Origin of the sequence: Kribbia dieselivorans NBRC 106261 (assembly GCF_001552435.1) — a bacterium.
Lineage (GTDB): Bacteria > Actinomycetota > Actinomycetes > Actinomycetales > Dermatophilaceae > Kribbia > Kribbia dieselivorans.
Genome location: NZ_BCRE01000014.1, coordinates 1 through 17,878 on the forward strand (window position 1 = coordinate 1; position 17,878 = coordinate 17,878).

14 protein-coding genes and 1 tRNA gene are annotated in these 17,878 nt (G+C 68.4%); 7 read left to right on the top strand and 8 right to left on the bottom strand.

All coding sequences use genetic code 11. From position 1 onward, the window contains the following. Nucleotides 1–30: 30 nt before the first annotated feature. Together KD1_RS01745 and KD1_RS01750 are read right to left on the bottom strand one after the other, a co-directional pair. Nucleotides 31–1,881 (bottom strand): sigma-54-dependent Fis family transcriptional regulator, encoded by a 1,851-nt coding sequence (locus KD1_RS01745; RefSeq protein WP_083541908.1) that lies wholly within the window; start codon nt 1,879–1,881, stop codon nt 31–33. Nucleotides 1,882–2,065: 184 nt separating this feature from the next. After that, the gene (locus KD1_RS01750; RefSeq protein ID WP_157073106.1) at nt 2,066–3,637 is read right to left on the bottom strand and encodes a long-chain-fatty-acid--CoA ligase; all 1,572 of its coding nucleotides are present in this window, start codon (nt 3,635–3,637) and stop codon (nt 2,066–2,068) included. 230 nt (nt 3,638–3,867) lie between these two features. On the opposite strand from KD1_RS01750, the gene KD1_RS01755 reads away from it, so the two are divergent. Then, complete coding sequence (locus KD1_RS01755) at nt 3,868–4,815, top strand: SMP-30/gluconolactonase/LRE family protein (protein WP_245627233.1); 948 nt, start codon at nt 3,868–3,870, stop codon at nt 4,813–4,815. A gap of 854 nt (nt 4,816–5,669) precedes the next feature. Here the strand turns inward: KD1_RS01755 and KD1_RS01760 are convergent. Beyond that, a complete protein-coding gene (locus KD1_RS01760; RefSeq protein WP_217995773.1) occupies nt 5,670–7,286 on the bottom strand; it encodes a flavin-containing monooxygenase in 1,617 nt (538 codons plus the stop codon). A 239-nt stretch (nt 7,287–7,525) separates the two neighbouring features. Here KD1_RS01760 and KD1_RS01765 point away from each other — a divergent pair, with 239 nt between their 5' ends. The 5 genes from KD1_RS01765 (at nt 7,526) to KD1_RS01785 (ending at nt 12,564) form a co-directional block, all read left to right on the top strand. Then, nucleotides 7,526–8,170, top strand: coding sequence for a TetR/AcrR family transcriptional regulator (locus KD1_RS01765; RefSeq protein ID WP_068396672.1), 645 nt, complete (start codon nt 7,526–7,528; stop codon nt 8,168–8,170). A gap of 9 nt (nt 8,171–8,179) precedes the next feature. Beyond that, entirely contained in the window at nt 8,180–9,127 is a 948-nt protein-coding gene (locus KD1_RS01770) for an LLM class F420-dependent oxidoreductase (protein ID WP_068396676.1), read from the top strand. A gap of 62 nt (nt 9,128–9,189) precedes the next feature. Next, on the top strand, nt 9,190–9,375 hold the full coding sequence (locus KD1_RS01775; protein WP_068396679.1) for a DUF6767 domain-containing protein: 186 nt from the start codon (nt 9,190–9,192) through the stop codon (nt 9,373–9,375). 143 nt (nt 9,376–9,518) lie between these two features. Further along, a complete protein-coding gene (locus tag KD1_RS01780; RefSeq protein WP_306307001.1) occupies nt 9,519–10,535 on the top strand; it encodes an NAD(P)-dependent alcohol dehydrogenase in 1,017 nt (338 codons plus the stop codon). A 157-nt stretch (nt 10,536–10,692) separates the two neighbouring features. Further along, the gene (locus KD1_RS01785) at nt 10,693–12,564 is read left to right on the top strand and encodes a sialidase family protein (RefSeq protein ID WP_068396680.1); all 1,872 of its coding nucleotides are present in this window, start codon (nt 10,693–10,695) and stop codon (nt 12,562–12,564) included. A gap of 144 nt (nt 12,565–12,708) precedes the next feature. On the opposite strand, the gene KD1_RS01790 is transcribed toward KD1_RS01785, so the two are convergent. From KD1_RS01790 to KD1_RS01810, 5 genes are all read right to left on the bottom strand, one after another. Beyond that, nucleotides 12,709–12,963 (bottom strand): type II toxin-antitoxin system RelE family toxin, encoded by a 255-nt coding sequence (locus tag KD1_RS01790; RefSeq protein ID WP_068396681.1) that lies wholly within the window; start codon nt 12,961–12,963, stop codon nt 12,709–12,711. After that, on the bottom strand, nt 12,963–13,244 hold the full coding sequence (locus KD1_RS01795) for a type II toxin-antitoxin system Phd/YefM family antitoxin (RefSeq protein ID WP_068396693.1): 282 nt from the start codon (nt 13,242–13,244) through the stop codon (nt 12,963–12,965). Before KD1_RS01795 ends, KD1_RS01790 begins: the two co-directional genes overlap by 1 nt. A gap of 37 nt (nt 13,245–13,281) precedes the next feature. Next, a tRNA-Thr gene (locus KD1_RS01800) sits at nt 13,282–13,354 on the bottom strand. Nucleotides 13,355–13,481: 127 nt separating this feature from the next. Further along, on the bottom strand, nt 13,482–15,428 hold the full coding sequence (locus tag KD1_RS16095; RefSeq protein ID WP_157073107.1) for an AAA family ATPase: 1,947 nt from the start codon (nt 15,426–15,428) through the stop codon (nt 13,482–13,484). Continuing rightward, nucleotides 15,406–16,518, bottom strand: coding sequence for a Zn-dependent alcohol dehydrogenase (locus tag KD1_RS01810; protein WP_068396682.1), 1,113 nt, complete (start codon nt 16,516–16,518; stop codon nt 15,406–15,408). The genes KD1_RS16095 and KD1_RS01810 overlap by 23 nt, the downstream gene beginning before the upstream one ends. A gap of 158 nt (nt 16,519–16,676) precedes the next feature. Here KD1_RS01810 and KD1_RS01815 point away from each other — a divergent pair. Next, nucleotides 16,677–17,878, top strand: a 1,202-nt coding sequence (locus KD1_RS01815; RefSeq protein WP_068396684.1) for a sigma-54-dependent transcriptional regulator family protein, incomplete at its 3' end; no start/stop codon positions are given.

Below are 17,878 nucleotides of genomic sequence, written 5' to 3' on the forward strand. Positions count from 1 at the left end.
CCTCACGGGGTCTGAGGCGGCCCGAAACCATCACTGGGCGGGGGCGGCGGGAGTGACGAACCGATCCGTGTCGATGCCGTACTCCCGGGCCTTGCGATACAGCGTCGACCGCGCGATGCCCAGTCGCTGCGCAGCGACCGACTTGTTGCCGCCGGCCTCCTCCAACGCGGTCATCAGCGCGTCGAGTTCGGCGCGTTCCATCGCCGAGCGCGCCTTGGTCGTCGTGACCTCGCGATACCCCGGCGGCAGGTGCTGCAGACCGATGTCCCCGCCGAGCGCTCGGGCCGCGGCCGACTCGATGACCGACTCCAACTCGCGCACATTGCCCGGCCACGCCCGCGCCATGAGCGTCTGGAGCGTCGCTGTCTGCAACCGCTGGGCCGAGCGCCCCGGCGCCTTGCGGGAGAGGATCTCCACGGCCAGGTCCTCGATCTCGTCGGTGCGTTGCGCCAGCGGCGACACTCCGATCCGCCGTTTGAAGTGCGCGTAGGCCCGCAGCGCCGCTCCCTGCGGCACGTCGGCACCGGTGACGATGAGCCTCCACGCCGACTCGTTGGCCTGCTCGATCAGCCCGACCAGCACGGTCATGGCCGCGTCGGGCACCGCGTCGATGTGCCGCAGAACGACCGTGGCGTCGGCGGTGAGGTGATCGCGGATCTCCGTGACGAGACTCCGCGCCTGCGTCGCCTCGACCATCGCCAGGTCGTATTCGCACAACTGGCCCGCCTGTCCCTCCGGCGACCAGCGCTGGTGCAGCCGACGGGCCGCGAATCGCTTCCCGACCCCGTGTTCGCCGGTGATGAGCGCCGGGCCCGGGTCGTGTGCGGCAACGTCGAGTTCACCGTCGAGCCGACGCGTGGCCTTGCTGCGCCCGGGCAGCGGCGGAACCGCGGCCAGGGCCACGACCTTGCGCTGCTGACGTGCGCGAGCGCTGGTGCGGCGCAGGGGCTTGCCGTCGGGCTTGGGCCGCATCTCGACGACGATCCCCATCGTGCGGCGGCCGTCCTCGAGGCGTCGCACCTTGGCGAGCACCTCGCGGCTGCTGGCCAGTTGCAGTTCCCCGATGAACTCGTCGCGCGTGCCCAGCCGCAGGCACGCCCAGTTCCACAGCAGCGCCTGATCGGCCGGCTGCAGCAGCCGCGACGCCGCCGGGTTGGCCATGACGAGGTCGTTGCTCAACGTGATCACCGCCGAGCCACCGCGTCGCGACGTCCGCAGGAACTCCTCGAGCAGGGCCCGCTCGTCCTGCGAGGCCAACTCGTAGAGCCGCTGCTCGATCTCGCGCACGGCCGCCTCGACGAGCGGCTCCATCAGCGCATTCGCCTCCGAGACGGCACAGGTGATGTCGAGGATGCCCTCGACGTTGCGGCTGATCGGATGAATGATCGGCTTGCCCACACACGCGAGGTTCTGAAGCGATTCGCGGAAGTGCTCGCCGCCGCGCACCGAGAACAGACGACGCTCCTCGAGTGCGGTGCCAATGCCGTTGGTGCCGGTGGCCTCCTCGGCGTACATGAAGCCCGGCGCGACGCTGGCCGCGTCGAGGCGCCCACGCAGTTCCGGCGCCCCCGCACGTCGATCGACGATCCGCGCCGCGCTGTCGGCCAGCAGGATCGTCGCGGGCGAGTCGGTCAACTTGCCCGCCAGGTTCGCCAGGATCGGGTCGGCCGCACGCCGCAGGCGGCTGGCCTCGGGCACATCCTGGGTAAACGGAATGTCGTCGGTGCCCGGCGTGATGCCAGTCATCTGGCAACGACGCCAGGAGTCCTGGATCTCACTGCGAATCACGCGTAGCCCCCCGTCGGCCGGTTTCATGGCGGTGTCGGTGAGCGCGCGGCTTCGCTCAGACCACATCTTGCGGTCCGCGGCTGCTGCGCTCATTCGGTCCTCCTGGTGCCTCTGCCCGTCCCCGTTGAGGGGCATTCACCAAGGATAGGCTCCCCTGCTCCGTGCAACAGTGTCCGAAAATGCAACACCGAGCCACCACCGGAGCGCGGTGGGGCACGGTTGGTCCTCGCCCCCACCGCACTCCGGTCATGGCCCCGCAGAGCACACGCGCCCGTCTTCAGCGGCCGTCGCGCGCCGCCTGCGCCAGCCGCATCCCGGCCTTGTCGAGCTTGCCGACCGACGTCTTGGGGATCTCGTCGACGCGCACGAACGCATCGGGCAGCCAGAACTTCGGGAACGACCGCTCCAGGTAGGCACGCAACTCCGCATCGCTGGCCTCGCCGTCGGTGACCACCCACGCGATCGGCCGCTCCAGCCACGTCGGGTCGGGGATGCCGATCACCGCGGCCTCCCGCACGCTCGGGTGCAGGCGCAGGGCGTTCTCGATCTCGACCGAGGAGATCCACTCGCCGCCGCTCTTGATGAGGTCCTTGAACCGGTCACGCAGCTGCAGCTGTCCGTCGGGGTGCATGACCGCGACGTCACCGGTGGAGAACCACCCGTCGACGAACGACTCGGCCGAGCGCCCGTCGTCGTCGAGGTAGCCCGCGGCCACCCAGGGCGAGCGCACCTGGAGTTGGCCGGTCGAGACGCCGTCCCACGGCATCTCCTCACCTTCAGGGCCGACGATGCGCATCTCGACCAGCGGCAGCGGCAGGCCCTGGGTCTGGTGACCCTCGAGGTAGCTCGCCATCGGTGACGTCTCGGTCATCCCCCAACCGTTGGTCGTGACGATGCCGCGCTCGCCGTACCAGTTGGCCAGGTCGGCCGGCGGGGTCTGCCCACCGAGCCACAGCGTGCCCAGGCTGTCGAGTGAGAACGCGTCGGGTTCGGCGTTGACGATGTCCTTGGCCATCGCGGCCACGGTCGGCGATCCGACGAACACGCTCGGGCCCTCCTCCGTAATGAGCTCGAGCAACTGCCGCGGCGACGGGTGCGGGCCCGGCAGGATGATCCGCGCTCCCTGCATGATGCAGGCATACGGCACGCCCCAGCCGTTGACGTGCGACATGTTCGTCGCCAGCAGGTAGCCGTCCCCGGGGTTGATGCCGATGCCGCCGGCGGCACTGATACCGAGGGCGTGCAACACCGTGCTCCGGTGGGTGTACACGACGCCCTTGGGCAGACCGGTCGTGCCGGAGGTGAAACAGATGCCCGAGGCGGTGCGTTCGTCGAACTCGGGCCACTCGTTCACCGGCGTCGCGTCGGCCAGGAAGCCCTCCCAGTAGTGCACCGACGGGATGGACGTTCTCGGGTTGCCACCACCGACGACGATGAGGTGTTCGATGCCGTCGAGTTCGGGCTCGACCACCTCGAGTACCGGGAGCAGGTCGTGGTCGACGATGAGCACCTTCGACCCCGCGGTGCGGATCGTGTGGACGATGTGCGCGGTGGACATCCGGTGGTTGACGGTGTGCAGCACCGCACCCAGGCCGGGCACGCCGAAGTACGCCGTCAGGTACTCGTAGGTGTTCCAGGCAAGGGCGGAGATGCGTTCGCCCGGCTGGATCCCGAGGTCGCTCAGGGCACCGGCCAGGCGCCGCGCGTCCTGGGCCATCTCGGCGTAGGTGAAGTGCCGCCGCGAGCCGTCGGCGGTGACCGCGGTGCCGGTCCGTTGGGCATAGAGGCGCTCGGCGCGCCACAACAGGCTGCTGACGAGCAGTTGTCGATCCATTATCAGGCCGTCCACGACGACTCCTTCCCGACCGGCGACTGTGCCGGTGTGCGAACTGTTCGATTCAGCGTGCGCGCTTGGCCAGCCCTCGGACCGTCCGATATCGCGACACTGGCGTGCCGGAGCGTCGATCCGCGCGTTTGTCGATCGAGGTGCCGGAGCGTCGATCCGGCCGTTGTCGCGAATTGGGACACTCCGATCTGGCGACGTGGGTGAGAGTGGGCTCATGCGGCACCCGCCGCACCGTGAGCACAGCGCTCGACGACGGCGTCGAGCGGTCCAGAAAGGGCTGGAACATGGCAGATCGCGAATTGCGCACCGTCGCCGACGGATTCACGTACCTCGAGGGTCCCCGGTGGCACAACGGCGAACTGTGGTTCGTCGACTTCTACACCAAGACGGTCAACCGCGTGGATGCCGCCGGCACCGTGCACCAGGAGGCCGTCGTCGAGGCGCAGCCGTCGGGCCTGGGCTGGCTGCCCGACGGTCGCATGCTCGTCGTGTCGATGAAGGATCGTCGTGTCCTGCGTCAGGAGGCCGACGGCACCCTGGTCGAGCACGCCAACATCCACGACCTGTGCACCGGCCACGCGAACGACATGGTCGTCGCGCCGAACGGCAACGCCTACATCGGCAACTTCGGCTTCGACCTCATGGGTGGCGCCGACCACGAGTTCGCCACCGTCGTGCTGGTGCGCCCGGACGGGTCGGCCCAGATCGTGGCGGAGAACATGTCGTTCCCCAATGGCATGGTCATCACCCCGGACGAGAAGACCCTCATCGTCAACGAGCTGTTCGGCAACCGGGTGTCGCAGTTCGACATCAACGCGGACGGCACGCTCGGCGAGCGGCGTGACTTCGCGAACTTCGGTGACCTGGGTGACGAGTCCAGCGTCGACGCGCGCCTCGCTGCGGCGACGATCGTGCCGGACGGCTTGGCGCTCGACGCCGAGGGCGCGGTGTGGATCGCCGACTGCGTCAACGCGCGTGCCGCCCGCATCAAGGACGGGAAGATCGTCGACGAGGTGAGCACCGCGCCGAACGGGGTGTTCGCGGTGGCGCTCGGCGGCGAGGACGGAAAGACCCTGTTCATGTGTCTCGCGCCGGACTTCGACGAGGCCAAGCGCACCGCAGCGCGCGAAGGGTTCATGGCCGCGACCGAGGTCGACGTGCCGCACGCGGGTACCCCGTGACGCACTGAGCTCCTGCTCGGACGCACGCCGAGGGGACGATTGTGGTGGGCTAACCCAGAGTTAGCCCACCACAATCGTCCCCTCGGCGTGTTTGTGTGTGGCGTCAGTTCTGGGTGGCTGCGCGGTCCCAGGTGATGTTGGTGATGCCCGTCGAGGCCGGGTGCGGAGTTTGACCTGCCGGCCCTCGCCTCGTCGAGGACCGAGCCCCAGAGCCCACCCGCGAAGGAGTACAGATCGGCGCCCGATTCGCCATCGGCCACGACGTCGAAGCTGGTCATCTCCGTGACGAACGGATCGGTGCGACCGACGTCGACGACGTAGGGCACGATGCTCCGGCACGACAAACGGTTCGAGGTGTGGGAGGGCGCTGCAACGCCCTCCCACACCTCGAACCGGGTCCTGACTCGTGCCACTGGGGTGTGTCGATCGTGGGCGCTTCAGGGATGCGTCTGGGAGGCATGCTCCCGCAGTCGGCCAGGATGGGCCACGGATCAGTGGGCCAGCCCGCGTGGTTATCTGCTCGAGGTGCCTACGTCGTGATTCGAGCCATTCTTGGGCCCAATCATTCCCACGTCAGCGCGAACCAGCATCCGGCCGGTCAGCTGAATCCGTTTCGCTGCCGTGAATTGGCGCGCGGCACATTTGGGCAGCTCGATGGCCGCAAATGGGACTGTTGCCGTGTTGACGGGGTGTGTCACTCAGCCCCTCGACGAGCGGCTGACCAGCACATATGCCGGGCCGGGGCGTGGCTCCAGCCCAATTGGCACGAGTCAGGACAAACGGTTCGAGGTGTGGGAGGGCGCTGCAACGCCCTCCCACACCTCGAACCGGGTGTCCTACTGCGCAGGCCTCACTCAGGCGAAGACGTACCCCGCGTAGTTGTTCTGCTTGCGCTCGTTCCACTTCTCCAGGTACAGCGGCACGCCACCGCAGTAGTTGAGCATCTGGGCCGGCTTGCCGGGCACGTTCGCGCCCCAGTACCAGGACTTCGCCTTGGGGAACATCGACTCGGCGAAGAGCTGGTCGAGGTGCTCGGTCCACTCCTTCTCGACCTCGGCCGTGCTCTCGAACCGCTGGATCCCCTTGTCCCGCAGGTCCGTCAGGAACTCGACGACCATGTCGCCCTGACCCTCGGCGGAGGTCGGGCCGTTGCAGAAGCCGGAGGGGCTCTGCGGGCCGTACAGGAACAACAGGTTCGGGAACCCGCTCGACGACAGGCCCATGTGCGTGTCGACGCGCGTCGACCACTTCTCGGCGAGCTTCGCTCCGTCAACGCCCTCGATGTCGATGGCCATGATGCCGCCGCGGTTGTTGTCGAAGCCGGTGGCGAGGATCAGGATGTCGGCCTCGATGAGACCGTTCTTCGTCACGACGCCCTCGGGCACGACCTCGAGGATCGGCTCGTCGTTGGAGTCGATGAGTTTGACGTTGTCCTGGTTGTAGACGTCGAAGTAGTTCTGCTCGAGCGACGGGCGCTTCGGGCCCCACGGGTGCGGCCACTTCTCCGGCGCGAGGATCTCGGCGACCTTCGGGTCGTGCACCCGGGCGTGGACCTTGGCGCGCCAGAAGTCGTAGAACAGGCGGCTTGCCTCCTCGTCGACGAGCAGGTCCTGGTAGTTGCCGAGCCAGAGGGCGAATCCACCCTCGGCCCACATCCACTCCCAGGTGGCCGTGCGCTCCTCCTCGCTGACGTCGACGGCGTTCTGCGGGATGAAGTCGAAGTCGAAGCCGGCGAAGGCCTTGAGGCGGGTGTCGAACCGCTCGGGCAGGTTCTCGCGGAAGCCGTCGTTGTCCTGCGGCGTCAGCTTGCGCTGCTGCATGGGGATGGCCAGGTTCGGGGTCCGCTGGAAGACGGTGACCTGGCTGGCGACGGCCGCGGACTCCTGGACACACTGCACTCCGCTCGCGCCGGTGCCCATGACGATGACGCGCTTGTCGGTCATGTCGAGGCCACCCTGCGGCCAACGCGCGGTGTGGTGCACCTCGCCGGCGAAGGTGTCCAGGCCCTTGAGGTTCGGGTAGAGCGGCTTGCTGCCAAAGCCGGTGGCGACGATGAGCTGACGGGCGCGTGCCACCTTGCCGTCCGAGCTGGTGACGGTCCACTCGTTGACCTCGTCGTCCCACTTCGCGGTGTCGGCGAAGGTGTTGAACTCGATGTCCTTGCGCAGGTCGAGCTTGCCGTCGAGGTAGTGGAAGTACTCACGCACGCCCTCGTGGCCGGGGTAGAGCTCCTTGAAGTCGAAGTCCTTCCAGAGGTCCTTGTGCGAGAACTGGTAGATCTGGCCGGTCGAGTCGGTGCGCGCGCCCGGGTAGCAGTTCCACCACCAGATGCCGCCGAAGTCGCCGGCCGCGTCCCAGACCTTGACGTTGAAGCCACGGTCACGCAACTGGTCAAGCTGGTAGATGCCGGAGAACCCGCCGCCGATGACGAGCACGTCCAGGACGTCGGTGGCCTGGGTGGTTTCGGTCATTGTCATTCACCTCGATGCTTCGTCCGAACCGTCCTTCGGTTCGGGATGTATCGAAGGTAAGAGCGTGCAGAATGCGCACTGTGTCCGAAATTGCTCCACCCGGTCGGGGCGCCCTGGAGCCACACGTCATGCCATCGATCTGAGGTCTGGCCCTCAGAGGCCTGGCAGGCGAGTTATACCCTGACCGGACCAGGCTCCAGACGGGGGATGCCGGTCGGTTCGCGATGGAGGAGGCAGGCATGAGTCGTCCAACGACACCGCTGATCAGTCGTGAGACGGCGATCGCAACCGCGATCCAACTCATCGAGCGCGATGGGTTGGACGCCTTCAGCCTGCCGAAGCTGGCTCGCGCGATGAACGTCAAGACCCCCTCGCTCTACCACCACTTCGCGGGCAAGCGTGACCTCGCCGCGTCGATCGCGGCGACCATCGTCCGCGAGACGCGGATCCCGGAACGCCCGGCCGACCTCACCCGGTGGCAGGACTGGTTCGTCGAACTGGCCTTCAACCACCGTGACGTCGTTCGACGACACCGCGGGACCGCGCTCCTCCTGCTCGAGTACATCCCCCGGGACCTGTTCGTGCCGGTCTATGACGCGTGCGCCTCACTGCTGACCGACGCCGAGGTGCCCGCGGCGGTGCACCTGCAGATCCTCGACGGGCTCGAGAGTGTCGTCTACGGAGCCACGCTCGCAGACGCCGTGCAGACCGAACAAGCGCGCGGCATTGAGGCCCTGGAAGCCGACCCCGAACGCTACCCCCACTTGGCGGCAGCGCTCGGGGCGAACGAGAAGGACTCCGACGCGTTGTTGGAGAACAAGGTCCGCGGTTTCCTGCTCGGCGTCCTCGCCCTCCACGGTGCATCGCAACCCGCGGGCGGCTAGTTTTCAAACATGACTCGACTCGGGTACCAGATTCCGAACTTCACCTACCCCGGCGTGGGCAGCGACGCCCTGTTCGACGCCATCGCGCGGCAGGCCGTCGAGGCCGAGGCCGGTGGCTTCGACACGGTCCTGGTGATGGACCACTTCTACCAACTGCCCATGCTCGGCGAACCGGACAACCCGATGCTCGAGTGCTACACCCTGCTCTCCGCACTGTCCCAGCACACCGAGCGGGTGCGCCTCTCCGCCCTCGTCAGCGGCAACACCTACCGCCACCCGACCCTGCTCGCGAAGATCGTCACGGCGCTCGACGTGGTCTCGAAGGGCCGGGCTCAACTCGGCATCGGGGCCGGCTGGTTCGAACTCGAGCACGATTCCCTCGGCTTCGAGTTCGGCACCTTCACCGACCGCTTCGAGAAGCTGGAGGAATCGTTGCAGATCATCATCGGCATGCTCCGCGGGGAACGCCCCACACTGGACGGCAAGTGGTACACCGCGCGCGAGGCGATCAATTCCCCTGCACCCGTCGGGCGGATTCCGGTGATGATCGGCGGCGCCGGGGAACGGAAGACCCTGCGCATGGCGGCTCAGTACGCCGACGAGTCGAACCTCATCTGCGCGATCGACGACATTCCCCGCAAACTCGCGGCCCTCGACGAGCACTGCGCGCGGCTCGGCCGCGATCGCACCGAGATCACGGTGACGTACCAGACCTCCGCGTGCATTGCCCCGACGCATGAGCAGGCGCAGCGAGACCTCGACGACGCGGTCGCGCGAACGCCGTCGTTGGCCCACGGCCGGAGAATCGTGGGCTCACCCGACGAGATCGCCGCCACCTACGAGCAGATCCTCGCCACCGGCGTCGACGGGGTCACGGTCAATGCCCCGGCGAACGGTCACGTCGAGGGGCGGGTCCAGTTGCTGGGTGAGACGCTGGCGCCGTTGATCGGGCTCTGACGCCCTCTCTCGGCATCTCCACCGATTCGAGGCGCCGCCTGGCCCCGAGTACCGTGGTGGGTATGGGCACACCACAACCTCGGTGCCCGATTCGCGTGGGCGAACCGTGCACCCTCTGCTTCCCCGGCGCCGACGGCCCGCAGAACTGCGGGCTGGTCTACCTCGTCCAGTCCGACCCTGAGTTGCGTGAACGATTGGCGGAGAAGCGTTTGCAGGCCAAGGCCGACGCCCTCACCCCTACCGGTTGAGACCGGGTTCACAGCTGCGAGGTTCGCCCATTGGGCCGCTGGACCACCGGGACGGCGACTAGATTGGAAAGGTCTCGCGCTGCCCGAGCGCGCGGCCGAGATCGCCGTTCCACTGCGCTCCGGTGTGTTGGAAAGGACCCACCATGGCGACCATGAAGGCGGTTCAGTACGTGACCTTCGGCGCAGGAGCCGAGGTGCGTGAGGTCGAGAAGCCCACCCCCGGGCCCGGCGAGGTGCTGCTCAAGGTCACGGCCGCCGGAGCGTGCCACTCCGATCAGTTCATCATGGGCATGCCGGCCGGCCCGGAGAACCCGTACAGACTGCCCCTCACCCTCGGGCACGAGGGCGCCGGCATCGTCGAGGCCCTCGGGCCGGGCACGAAGAACGTTGAGGTGGGCGAGGCGGTGCTGGTGTTCGGACCGCAGGGCTGTGGCCGCTGCCACGCCTGCGCCGCCGGGAACGAGAACAACTGCGAGAACTTCATGGACGCGCCGGGCATCAACCACCACGGCGCGATGGCCGAGTACATGATCGTCAAGGACGTGCGCCACCTCGTGCCGCTCGGCGACCTGGACCCGATCGCGTCCGCCTCCCTGACCGACGCGGGGCTGACCCCTTACCACGCCATCAAGCCCGCGGTCACGCGCCTCATTCCGGGGACGACGGCGGTTGTCATCGGCGTGGGCGGGTTGGGTCACGTCGGCGTGCAGATCCTCAAGGCCATGACGTCGACACGGATCGTCGCGCTCGACGTTTCCGCGGACAAGCTGGCCTTCGCGCGGGAGGTCGGTGCCGACGAGGCCTTCATCTCGGATGAGGGTGCGATCGCGCAGGTCCGGGCGTTGACCGGGGGTCGCGGGGCCGATGTCGTGTTCGACTTCGTCGGAGCGCAGCCCACGCTTGACCTGGCGCACGCCCTCGTCGCCGTGATGGGCGAGGTCGTCATCGTCGGCGTCGCCCAGGGGTCGATTCCCGTGGGGTACCTGACGATGAAGTTCGACACGAGCGTGCGGGTGGTCAACTGGGGCACCCGCGCCGAGCTCATGGAGGTCGTCGAACTCGCGCGCCGCGGAGCCGTCGCCATTCACACCGAGGAGTTCACCCTCGACCAGGCGACCGAGATCTACGAGCGCATGCACGCCGGCACCCTCAGGCGGTGATCAACCCGACCAGAGGCTGATCCCGCATTGCCCTTGTCCCCCGGTCGGGGTAGCAGGACCATGTGATTGCGACCACTTTGCCCGGCGCTCTGCAGGCGGGCCACAACATGACCTGCCTTCGGCTCTCTCGCCGGCAGGCAGGGCGAGCCGCGCATGTTTGACCCAACTCACTGAGGAGTGTCATGCGCAACCACATCAGATCGTCCCTCGCAGCAGCAGCGAGTGCTGCATCCTTGCTCGTGGCCGGGGTGGCGTTCCGATCACCCCCGGAGGCTCCACCGAGGTCACCGTCGGGAGCAACGATGCCCTGTTCTCGCAGAACAAGCAGAACGAGCCCGGCCTCGCCGTCAACCCGGTGAACACCTCGGTGCTCGTCGCCGGGGCCAACGACAACATCGACCTCGAGGCCTGCAACGCCGGCAACGACCGGACGTGCCCCTTCACGCCGGGCGTCGGCGTCTCGGGCGTTCAGGTCTCCCTGGACCACGGCAGGACGTGGATCCAGCCGACCTACTCCGGATTCTCGGCGCGGGTGGCCCCGAGCTGTCTGGGCCAGGTCGACACCTCCCCCGGCGTCCCGCCGGCCAGCGACACCGGGTGCCGCCCGGACGCGAACGGCCCCATCGGCACTCTGCCCTGGTACCACGAGAACGGCATGGTTTCCAACGGCGACCCAGAGCTCGTCTTCGGCCCGGTGCCGGCCGCGGACGGCAGCTTCTCGTGGGCCAATGGGCAGCGCCTGTACTACGCCAACATCGCCACGCCCTTCCCCGGCAACCCCGGCTTCAAGGGTGAGGCCGCCATCGCGGTCTCGCGCACGGACAACGTCCGGGCCGCCGCGCTCGGCGTCAAGGCGGCGTGGAAGGCGCCGGTCATCGTGACGCGGCAGAACACCGCGCTGTTCAGCGACAAGGAACAGATCTGGGCCGACAACGCCTCGAGCAGCCCGTACTTCGGCAATGTCTACGTCTGCAACGTCGGCTTCCGCGCGGTCGCAGGCTCGGAGCCGGTGCTGTTCGCCCGCTCGCGGGACGGCGGGGACACGTGGACCACCCGCCAACTCACTGCGGCAACCAACAACGCCCAGACCGGTGGGCGCCAGGGATGCGCCGTGCGCACCGACAGCCACGGCGTCATCTACGTCATGTGGTCCGGCACGGACATCGGCACTCGGGGCGACGTCTTCTTCCAGGCTCGCTCGTTCAACGGTGGCGCCACGTTCGAGCGGCCGCGCGTCATCCAGCGCGTCAGCGGCATCGGGCAGTTCGATCCGGCGCAGGGCCGGTTCACCATCGACGGCGTTGCCGGCGCTCGGACCAGCAACTTCCCAAGCTTCGACATCGCCAACGGCGCGCCGACTGGTGCCGACGCGACCGACCACGTCGTCGTCTCCTGGGCCGACCACCGGGCCGGGACCAACCAGGAGCACGCCTTCGTCAGCGTCTCCACCAACGGCGGCGGGACCTACTCGCCGGCGGCCGAGGTGAGCACAGCCGGGGACCGGGCCAACTTCCCGGCCGTGGCGGTCTCTCCCGACGGCACCGACGTCTGGCTCGTGTACAACGCCTGGCTCGACCCGTGGCGCAATGAGACAGCCTCGTCGCGGCGGATGCTCGGCGTGGTCAGGCATGCCGAGATGTCGCCGAGCACCGGGACCCTGACGTCGTGGACGACCGTTCTGCGCGGCGCCCTCGGGGACGGCCGCGCCGCCAGTTCCAACGGGCTGACGTCGGAGTTCCTGGGCGACTACAACTACGCCGTGGCCACCCGCGACTTCGGCTTCGCGGTCTGGAACGACATGCGTGACGGCGCGGTGTGCCCAGCGATCAACGCCTATCGGCAGGCCTTCGTCGAGGACGTATTCGGCGGCGCGGGCCCGATCGTGGGCGACGAGGCGGAGGACCGCGCGGCGGCCGCCGAACTTCCGGCGAGCCACTCGACCGCACTGCGTCCGGGGCCGAACAACCAGTGCCCGCCGGCGTTCGGCAACTCGAGCATCTACGGCGGTACGTTCAGCGACGACAGCTGAGCACCCCCTCACCGTCCACCACCTCCGCAGGAACGGAGGTTCGTGCCAGACGCTTGGGCATTCACCCACGCGTCTGGCACGAAAACTCACACCCCGAGGAACCCCACATCCGAGTTGCGGGTACATGTGAGGACCCAGGAATCATCAATAGATGTCGGCGTGGTGCTCGATCGCCGTGATGGTCACGCGGTCGTCGATGCGGTAGATGATCCGGTAGTCGCCCCGTCGTGCGCTGTGCAGGCCTTCGAGTTCGAAGCGCAGGGCCTTGCCCACCCGGTGGGGGTTCTCCGCCAAGGGGCCATAGATGAACTCGACGGCCGCAGTGGCGACCTTTTCGGGCAGCCGCTGCAGGGCACGTTTCGCGGTCGGGGCCCACGCGATGTCGTACGTCCGCGACATCAGGAGCGAAGGCTCGCCAGGACGTCTTCCTTGCTCAGTACCTCTACCTGACCGGATGACATCTCGGCGAGGCTGTCTCGGATCTGGCTGATGAGCTTCGGACGGCTGACCACCTCAAGGGTCTCCTCGAGAGAGGCAAGATCATCCGTGCTGATGACCACCGCGGCGGGCTTGCCGTGGCGAGTGATGATGACCCGGTCATGCTCCCGTTCAACCTGGTCGACCACCTCGGACAGTCGGTTCTTCACCTCGCGAAGAGCCATCTCAGGGGAAATCGCCATAGCCACAAGTGTAGCCATGCCCGGGTCGCTGGCACAGAGCTGGAGAAGGGACTCGAACCCTCAACCACCTGTTTACAAGACAGGTGCGCTACCGATTGCGCCACTCCAGCAGGCCACCCACACGCGGGTGACCGGCAAATCCTACGACAACCCCGCCCCGGCCCGGCGAGCGCTGCAACACTCGCCGGACCGGGACGGGCCACGCACCCACCCGCCGCGGTGGGAAGCGACACCCACTCAGCGCCCGGTCAACACGTCCTCGAGCACCGCCGGCCCCTCCGCCGGGTCCGACAAGGCCCCGAACCGCGCTCCGGCCCGCGATGCCAGATCACGCGCCTGCTCGCAATCGGCCGCCGGCGCCACGATGCACAACTCCGGCAACGCCGCCGCCGCGGCCACGACCGAGTCGAAACCGTCCTCACCCGGCCCGCTCGCCCGGCAATCCGACAGCAACACGACCACCCGGCGCGACGCCCGCGACCCGGCCAACACCTCGCCGGCCCGCCACAACGCCCGCGACAACCCGGTCTCGCCGTGCCCAACGAGCCGCAGCACCCGATCGACAACCACATGCCCGGGCGAGGCATCGTGCAACTCCCGCAGCGTGCTCACATCCCGACCGAACGCCAACACACCCAGCTCATCGGGCATCCGCAACGCACACGCCGCCGCCAACACCGCCGCATGCGCGAGCCGATCACCGGTCATCGACCCCGACTGATCGATCAACAGCACGAGACCGAGCGTCCCGCGCGCCCAGTGCGACACCCGCAGCTCATCGGCCCCGACGACCCGCCCCTCCGCCCGTGCCGCCGCGATCGCCTCGACCGAACCGTCGACGTCCAGGTCGCCGTCCAGCCGCCCGGTCGACGTCTGCCGTCGGTGCACCCCACGGTGATCCGGCGCCGATCGCGCCATGCGGTCGAACAGCATGCGAGCGGAGAGGAGTTCGGCCGCCGATCGCAACGCCGGATCGGTGGCCCGTCGCATCCGCGCGAGCATTTTCACCGTCCCGGCGACATCCTCCGACATCGCCTCGCGCAGTGCGTCCTCGTCGATCTGCCCCACCTCGGGCGAGATCTCCTCGAATCCCGGCATCGACGACAGCTCGCTGCGCCCGACCTGCCGCTGGTCGGGATGGCTGCGCGGCCGCGGCGGTCGCGCAGGTGGATCGGCCTGCTCCCCAGGGCCATCGGCTCCCTGGGGGCAGGCCGGGTCTTGTCCCCCGGCATCGTCCCCGTCGTCAGCGTCACGCTGCGGCGGACGACCCACATGCAGTTCGTACAGCTCGGTGATGATCGCCTCGGAGGTCCGCTTGGCCGTCGGCGCCACCTGCACCCGGCCCGACAGCGAGACCAGCGCAGCGGCGAGACCAACGTCGGCGAGGTCGGTGCCACGTCGAGCCGCGAGCGCGGCGGCGACCCGGGCGAGATCGATCGCGCCGCGCACGGAGGCGCCCACGCGCAGCTCCGCGTGTTCACGGGTTGCGCGCACGAGGTTCACGACGCGTGAAACCCATTGCGCGACAGCCGGATCGACGTTCTCAGACTCCTCGTTCAGCGAACCCAGCACGATCGCGCGCTCACTGTCCGCGTCCTGGTACCCCATCGAGATACGGCACGTCCGGTCAGCCAGCGCCCCGGAGATCCGTGCGGTCCCGACCGCGTCGAACGGGTTCATCGCGGCCACGAACCGGAAGCCCGGCTCGGCGAGCACCCTGCCCAGCCGCGGCACGGCCACCTCGCGCTCCGACATCGCCGTCAGCAGCACGTTCAGCGTCTCCTCCGGGACGCGGTTCAACTCCTCGATGTACAGCAGCGTCCCCGAGCGCATTGCCGTGAGCAGCGGCCCGTCGACGAACGTCTCCGGGTCGTACCCCCGCGAGAGCACCAGGGCCGGGTCGAAGTGCCCGACCAGCCGGGCCGGGGTGAGCTCCGCGTTGCCCTCGACGAACGAGAATCCGACATCACGCCCTCGCGCCACCGAACGGAGGAGCGTGGACTTGCCCGTCCCCGGGGGTCCCTCGAGCACGACGTGGGCCCCGGCATCGAGGGCGGCCTCTAGCACCTCGCGCTCTGGGACCCGCCCGATGACGTCGAGGGCCCCCGCCCCGGGCCGCCCTGACTGGGCGGCCCGGGACGACGACTGCGCCGCGTTCGGCTCAGTGCTCGTGGACGAGGACACCACGCACGTTCTTCCCACTGAGCAGGTCGTCGTAACCCTCGTTGACCTGGTCGAGGGTGTACGTCTTGGTGATCAGCTCGTCGAGCTTGATGTCACCGGACTGGTAGAGCCCCAGGATCTTCGGGATGTCGACCATCGGGTTGCAGTCGCCGAAGAGGCTGCCCACCACGCGCTTGCGGAACAGGGTCAGCAGGGAACCGGAGAGCTGGATCGTCTGCTCCTCGAGCTTGTTCAGGCCGGTGAGCACGACCGTGCCGTCCTTGCCGACGATGTCGAAGCCGGAGCTGACGACCTCCTTCTCCATGAGGCCCACGGTCAGGATCGACGCGTCGGCCATCTGCCCGCGGGTCAGCTCGGTCACCGCCGCCATCGCCTCGGCCGCCGTGGCGAACGCGTGGGTCGCGCCGAGCTCGAGGGCCTTCTCGCGCTTGTTCTCCAGCGGGTCGACGGCGATGACGTTCTTGGCGCCGGCGTAGCGCGCACCCTGCACCGCATTGATCCCGATGCCGCCGACGCCGAAGATCACGGTGGTGTCGCCCGGGCTGACATCGGCGGTGTTGACCGCCGCGCCCCAGCCGGTCGGCACACCGCACCCGACGAGCACGGCCTTGTCCAGCGGCAGGTCGTCGTCGACCTTCACGCAGGAGTTCTCGTGGATCACGCTGTACTGGCTGAACGTACCGAGCATGCACATCGCGCCGTAGTCACCCAGCGGACCGGTGAACGGGAAGCGGTTGCCCGGCAGGTAGCCCTCGAGGATCGTCGCTCCCATGTCGCAGATGGACTGGCGACCGGTGGAGCAATAGCGACACTTGCCGCACGACGGGATGAACGAACACACGACGTGGTCACCCTCGGCGACGTTGGTCACGCCCGGGCCGACCTTCTCGATGATGCCGGCGCCCTCGTGGCCCAGGACCATCGGCAGGCGCGCCTCGAGGTCACCATGGGCGATGTGCACATCGGAGTGGCACAGTCCGCCGTACAGGTACTTGATGAGCACCTCGCCGGGGCCCGGATCGGCCAGGTTGAGCTCCTCGATGACGATGGGCTTGCCGGTCTGGTGAACGACAGCGGCTCTGGTCTTCATTGACACTCCTCGCGGTAGAAACCTTGTGGTGAGGTCCACAGTGGCACCCGATGCCACACCCTCGGTGTTCAGAAACTGGACGCTCCCGTGGCCGCGACGCATACTGATCTGATCGCCGTGCGGAGAAGGTCGTGCGGGGGGTGGACGAGGGAGTCTGCATGAGTCAGGGCACGGGTTTGGGTGCCGCACTGGGTGCGCTGAGCGCCGAGGTCGCCCAGTCATGGCGTCGCAGCGCCGCCTACGGCCTGAGCCCTGGCCAATCTCTGAACGATCTGCCCGAGAGCAGCGTCGAACTGGACTCCGCCTTGCGGCAGGCTGCCCTCCCCCTCATCGAGAAGGCCGCGGCCGATCTCGACTCCGACGGCTACGTGTTCCTCCTGGCCGATCAGGACGCCCGGCTCATCGACCGCTTCGGCCGACCCAGCAAGTTCCACCGCGTCCTCGAGGAACACTCCGTGCGCCGCGGGGTCCTCTTCAACGAGGAGTCCGCCGGCACCAACGCCCTGGGCATGGCCCTGGATCTGCGCCGACAGGTGTGCGTGCGCTCCGGCGAGCATTATGTCGAGGCCTTGCGCCCGGTCGCCTGTGTCGGGCAACCGGTCATCCACCCCATCACCCGGCGCGCGCTCGGCGTCCTCAACCTCACCGGCGACGACACCGTGACCCAGCCCCTCGCCCGCCGACTGGTCCGCGACTTCGTCGCCGAGATCGAACAACGGATCCTCGAACGGTCTTCTCGTGCGCAGGTCAACCTCCTGACGGCATTCCGCACCGCCAGCGCGCGCCGCCACCGTCCGGTCGTGGCTCTCGATGACGATGTGGTCCTGGCCAATCGCTCGGCCCTCGACCTGCTGCAGACCGACGACTTCGGAGCGCTGCAGGGTCTCCTCGTCGACAGCGGCACCAGCACTGTCGACGACGCCCGTATGAACCTGCGCCTGGCCAACGGCGCCGTGGCCGACGTCCAGGTCGAGCGCGTCGAGGGCACCCGGCGCGGACTGTTGTTCTCGCTGCACTGCGCCGAGCCCGGCGAACTGGTGCTGCCGCGCTCCGCCACGCCCGTCGCCACGAGCCCGGTGACCGTGACCGCACCACCGGTCCCCACCGCGCTCCGTGTGGCCGCGCCGACCGCCCCACGCCCCACCCAGCCCGCCGAATCCGTCCTCATCTCCGGTCCCCCGGCCTCGGGTCGGTCGACGGCGGCCCACGATCTGGCCCAGGGCCGCACGGTCGTCACCGTCGACATCGGCCTGGCCCTCCACGACAACGGAGCGCCGTGGCTCGAGGCCCTCACGGACGCCTGCCGGCAGAGCCCGACCGAGACGCTCGTGCTCGTCGAGGAGATCGGGCTGCTGCCCGA

What these genes read in the sequence shown, in the direction of transcription:
- KD1_RS01745 (WP_083541908.1), bottom strand. Translation starts at nt 1,881, where the DNA reads ATGAGCGCAGCAGCCGCGGACCGCAAGATGTGGTCTGAGCGAAGCCGC.
- KD1_RS01760 (WP_217995773.1), bottom strand. Translation starts at nt 7,286, where the DNA reads ATGACCGAAACCACCCAGGCCACCGACGTCCTGGACGTGCTCGTCATC.
- KD1_RS01765 (WP_068396672.1), top strand. Translation starts at nt 7,526, where the DNA reads ATGAGTCGTCCAACGACACCGCTGATCAGTCGTGAGACGGCGATCGCA.
- KD1_RS01770 (WP_068396676.1), top strand. Translation starts at nt 8,180, where the DNA reads ATGACTCGACTCGGGTACCAGATTCCGAACTTCACCTACCCCGGCGTG.
- KD1_RS01775 (WP_068396679.1), top strand. Translation starts at nt 9,190, where the DNA reads ATGGGCACACCACAACCTCGGTGCCCGATTCGCGTGGGCGAACCGTGC.
- KD1_RS01780 (WP_306307001.1), top strand. Translation starts at nt 9,519, where the DNA reads ATGGCGACCATGAAGGCGGTTCAGTACGTGACCTTCGGCGCAGGAGCC.
- KD1_RS01790 (WP_068396681.1), bottom strand. Translation starts at nt 12,963, where the DNA reads ATGTCGCGGACGTACGACATCGCGTGGGCCCCGACCGCGAAACGTGCC.
- KD1_RS01795 (WP_068396693.1), bottom strand. Translation starts at nt 13,244, where the DNA reads ATGGCGATTTCCCCTGAGATGGCTCTTCGCGAGGTGAAGAACCGACTG.
- KD1_RS01810 (WP_068396682.1), bottom strand. Translation starts at nt 16,518, where the DNA reads ATGAAGACCAGAGCCGCTGTCGTTCACCAGACCGGCAAGCCCATCGTC.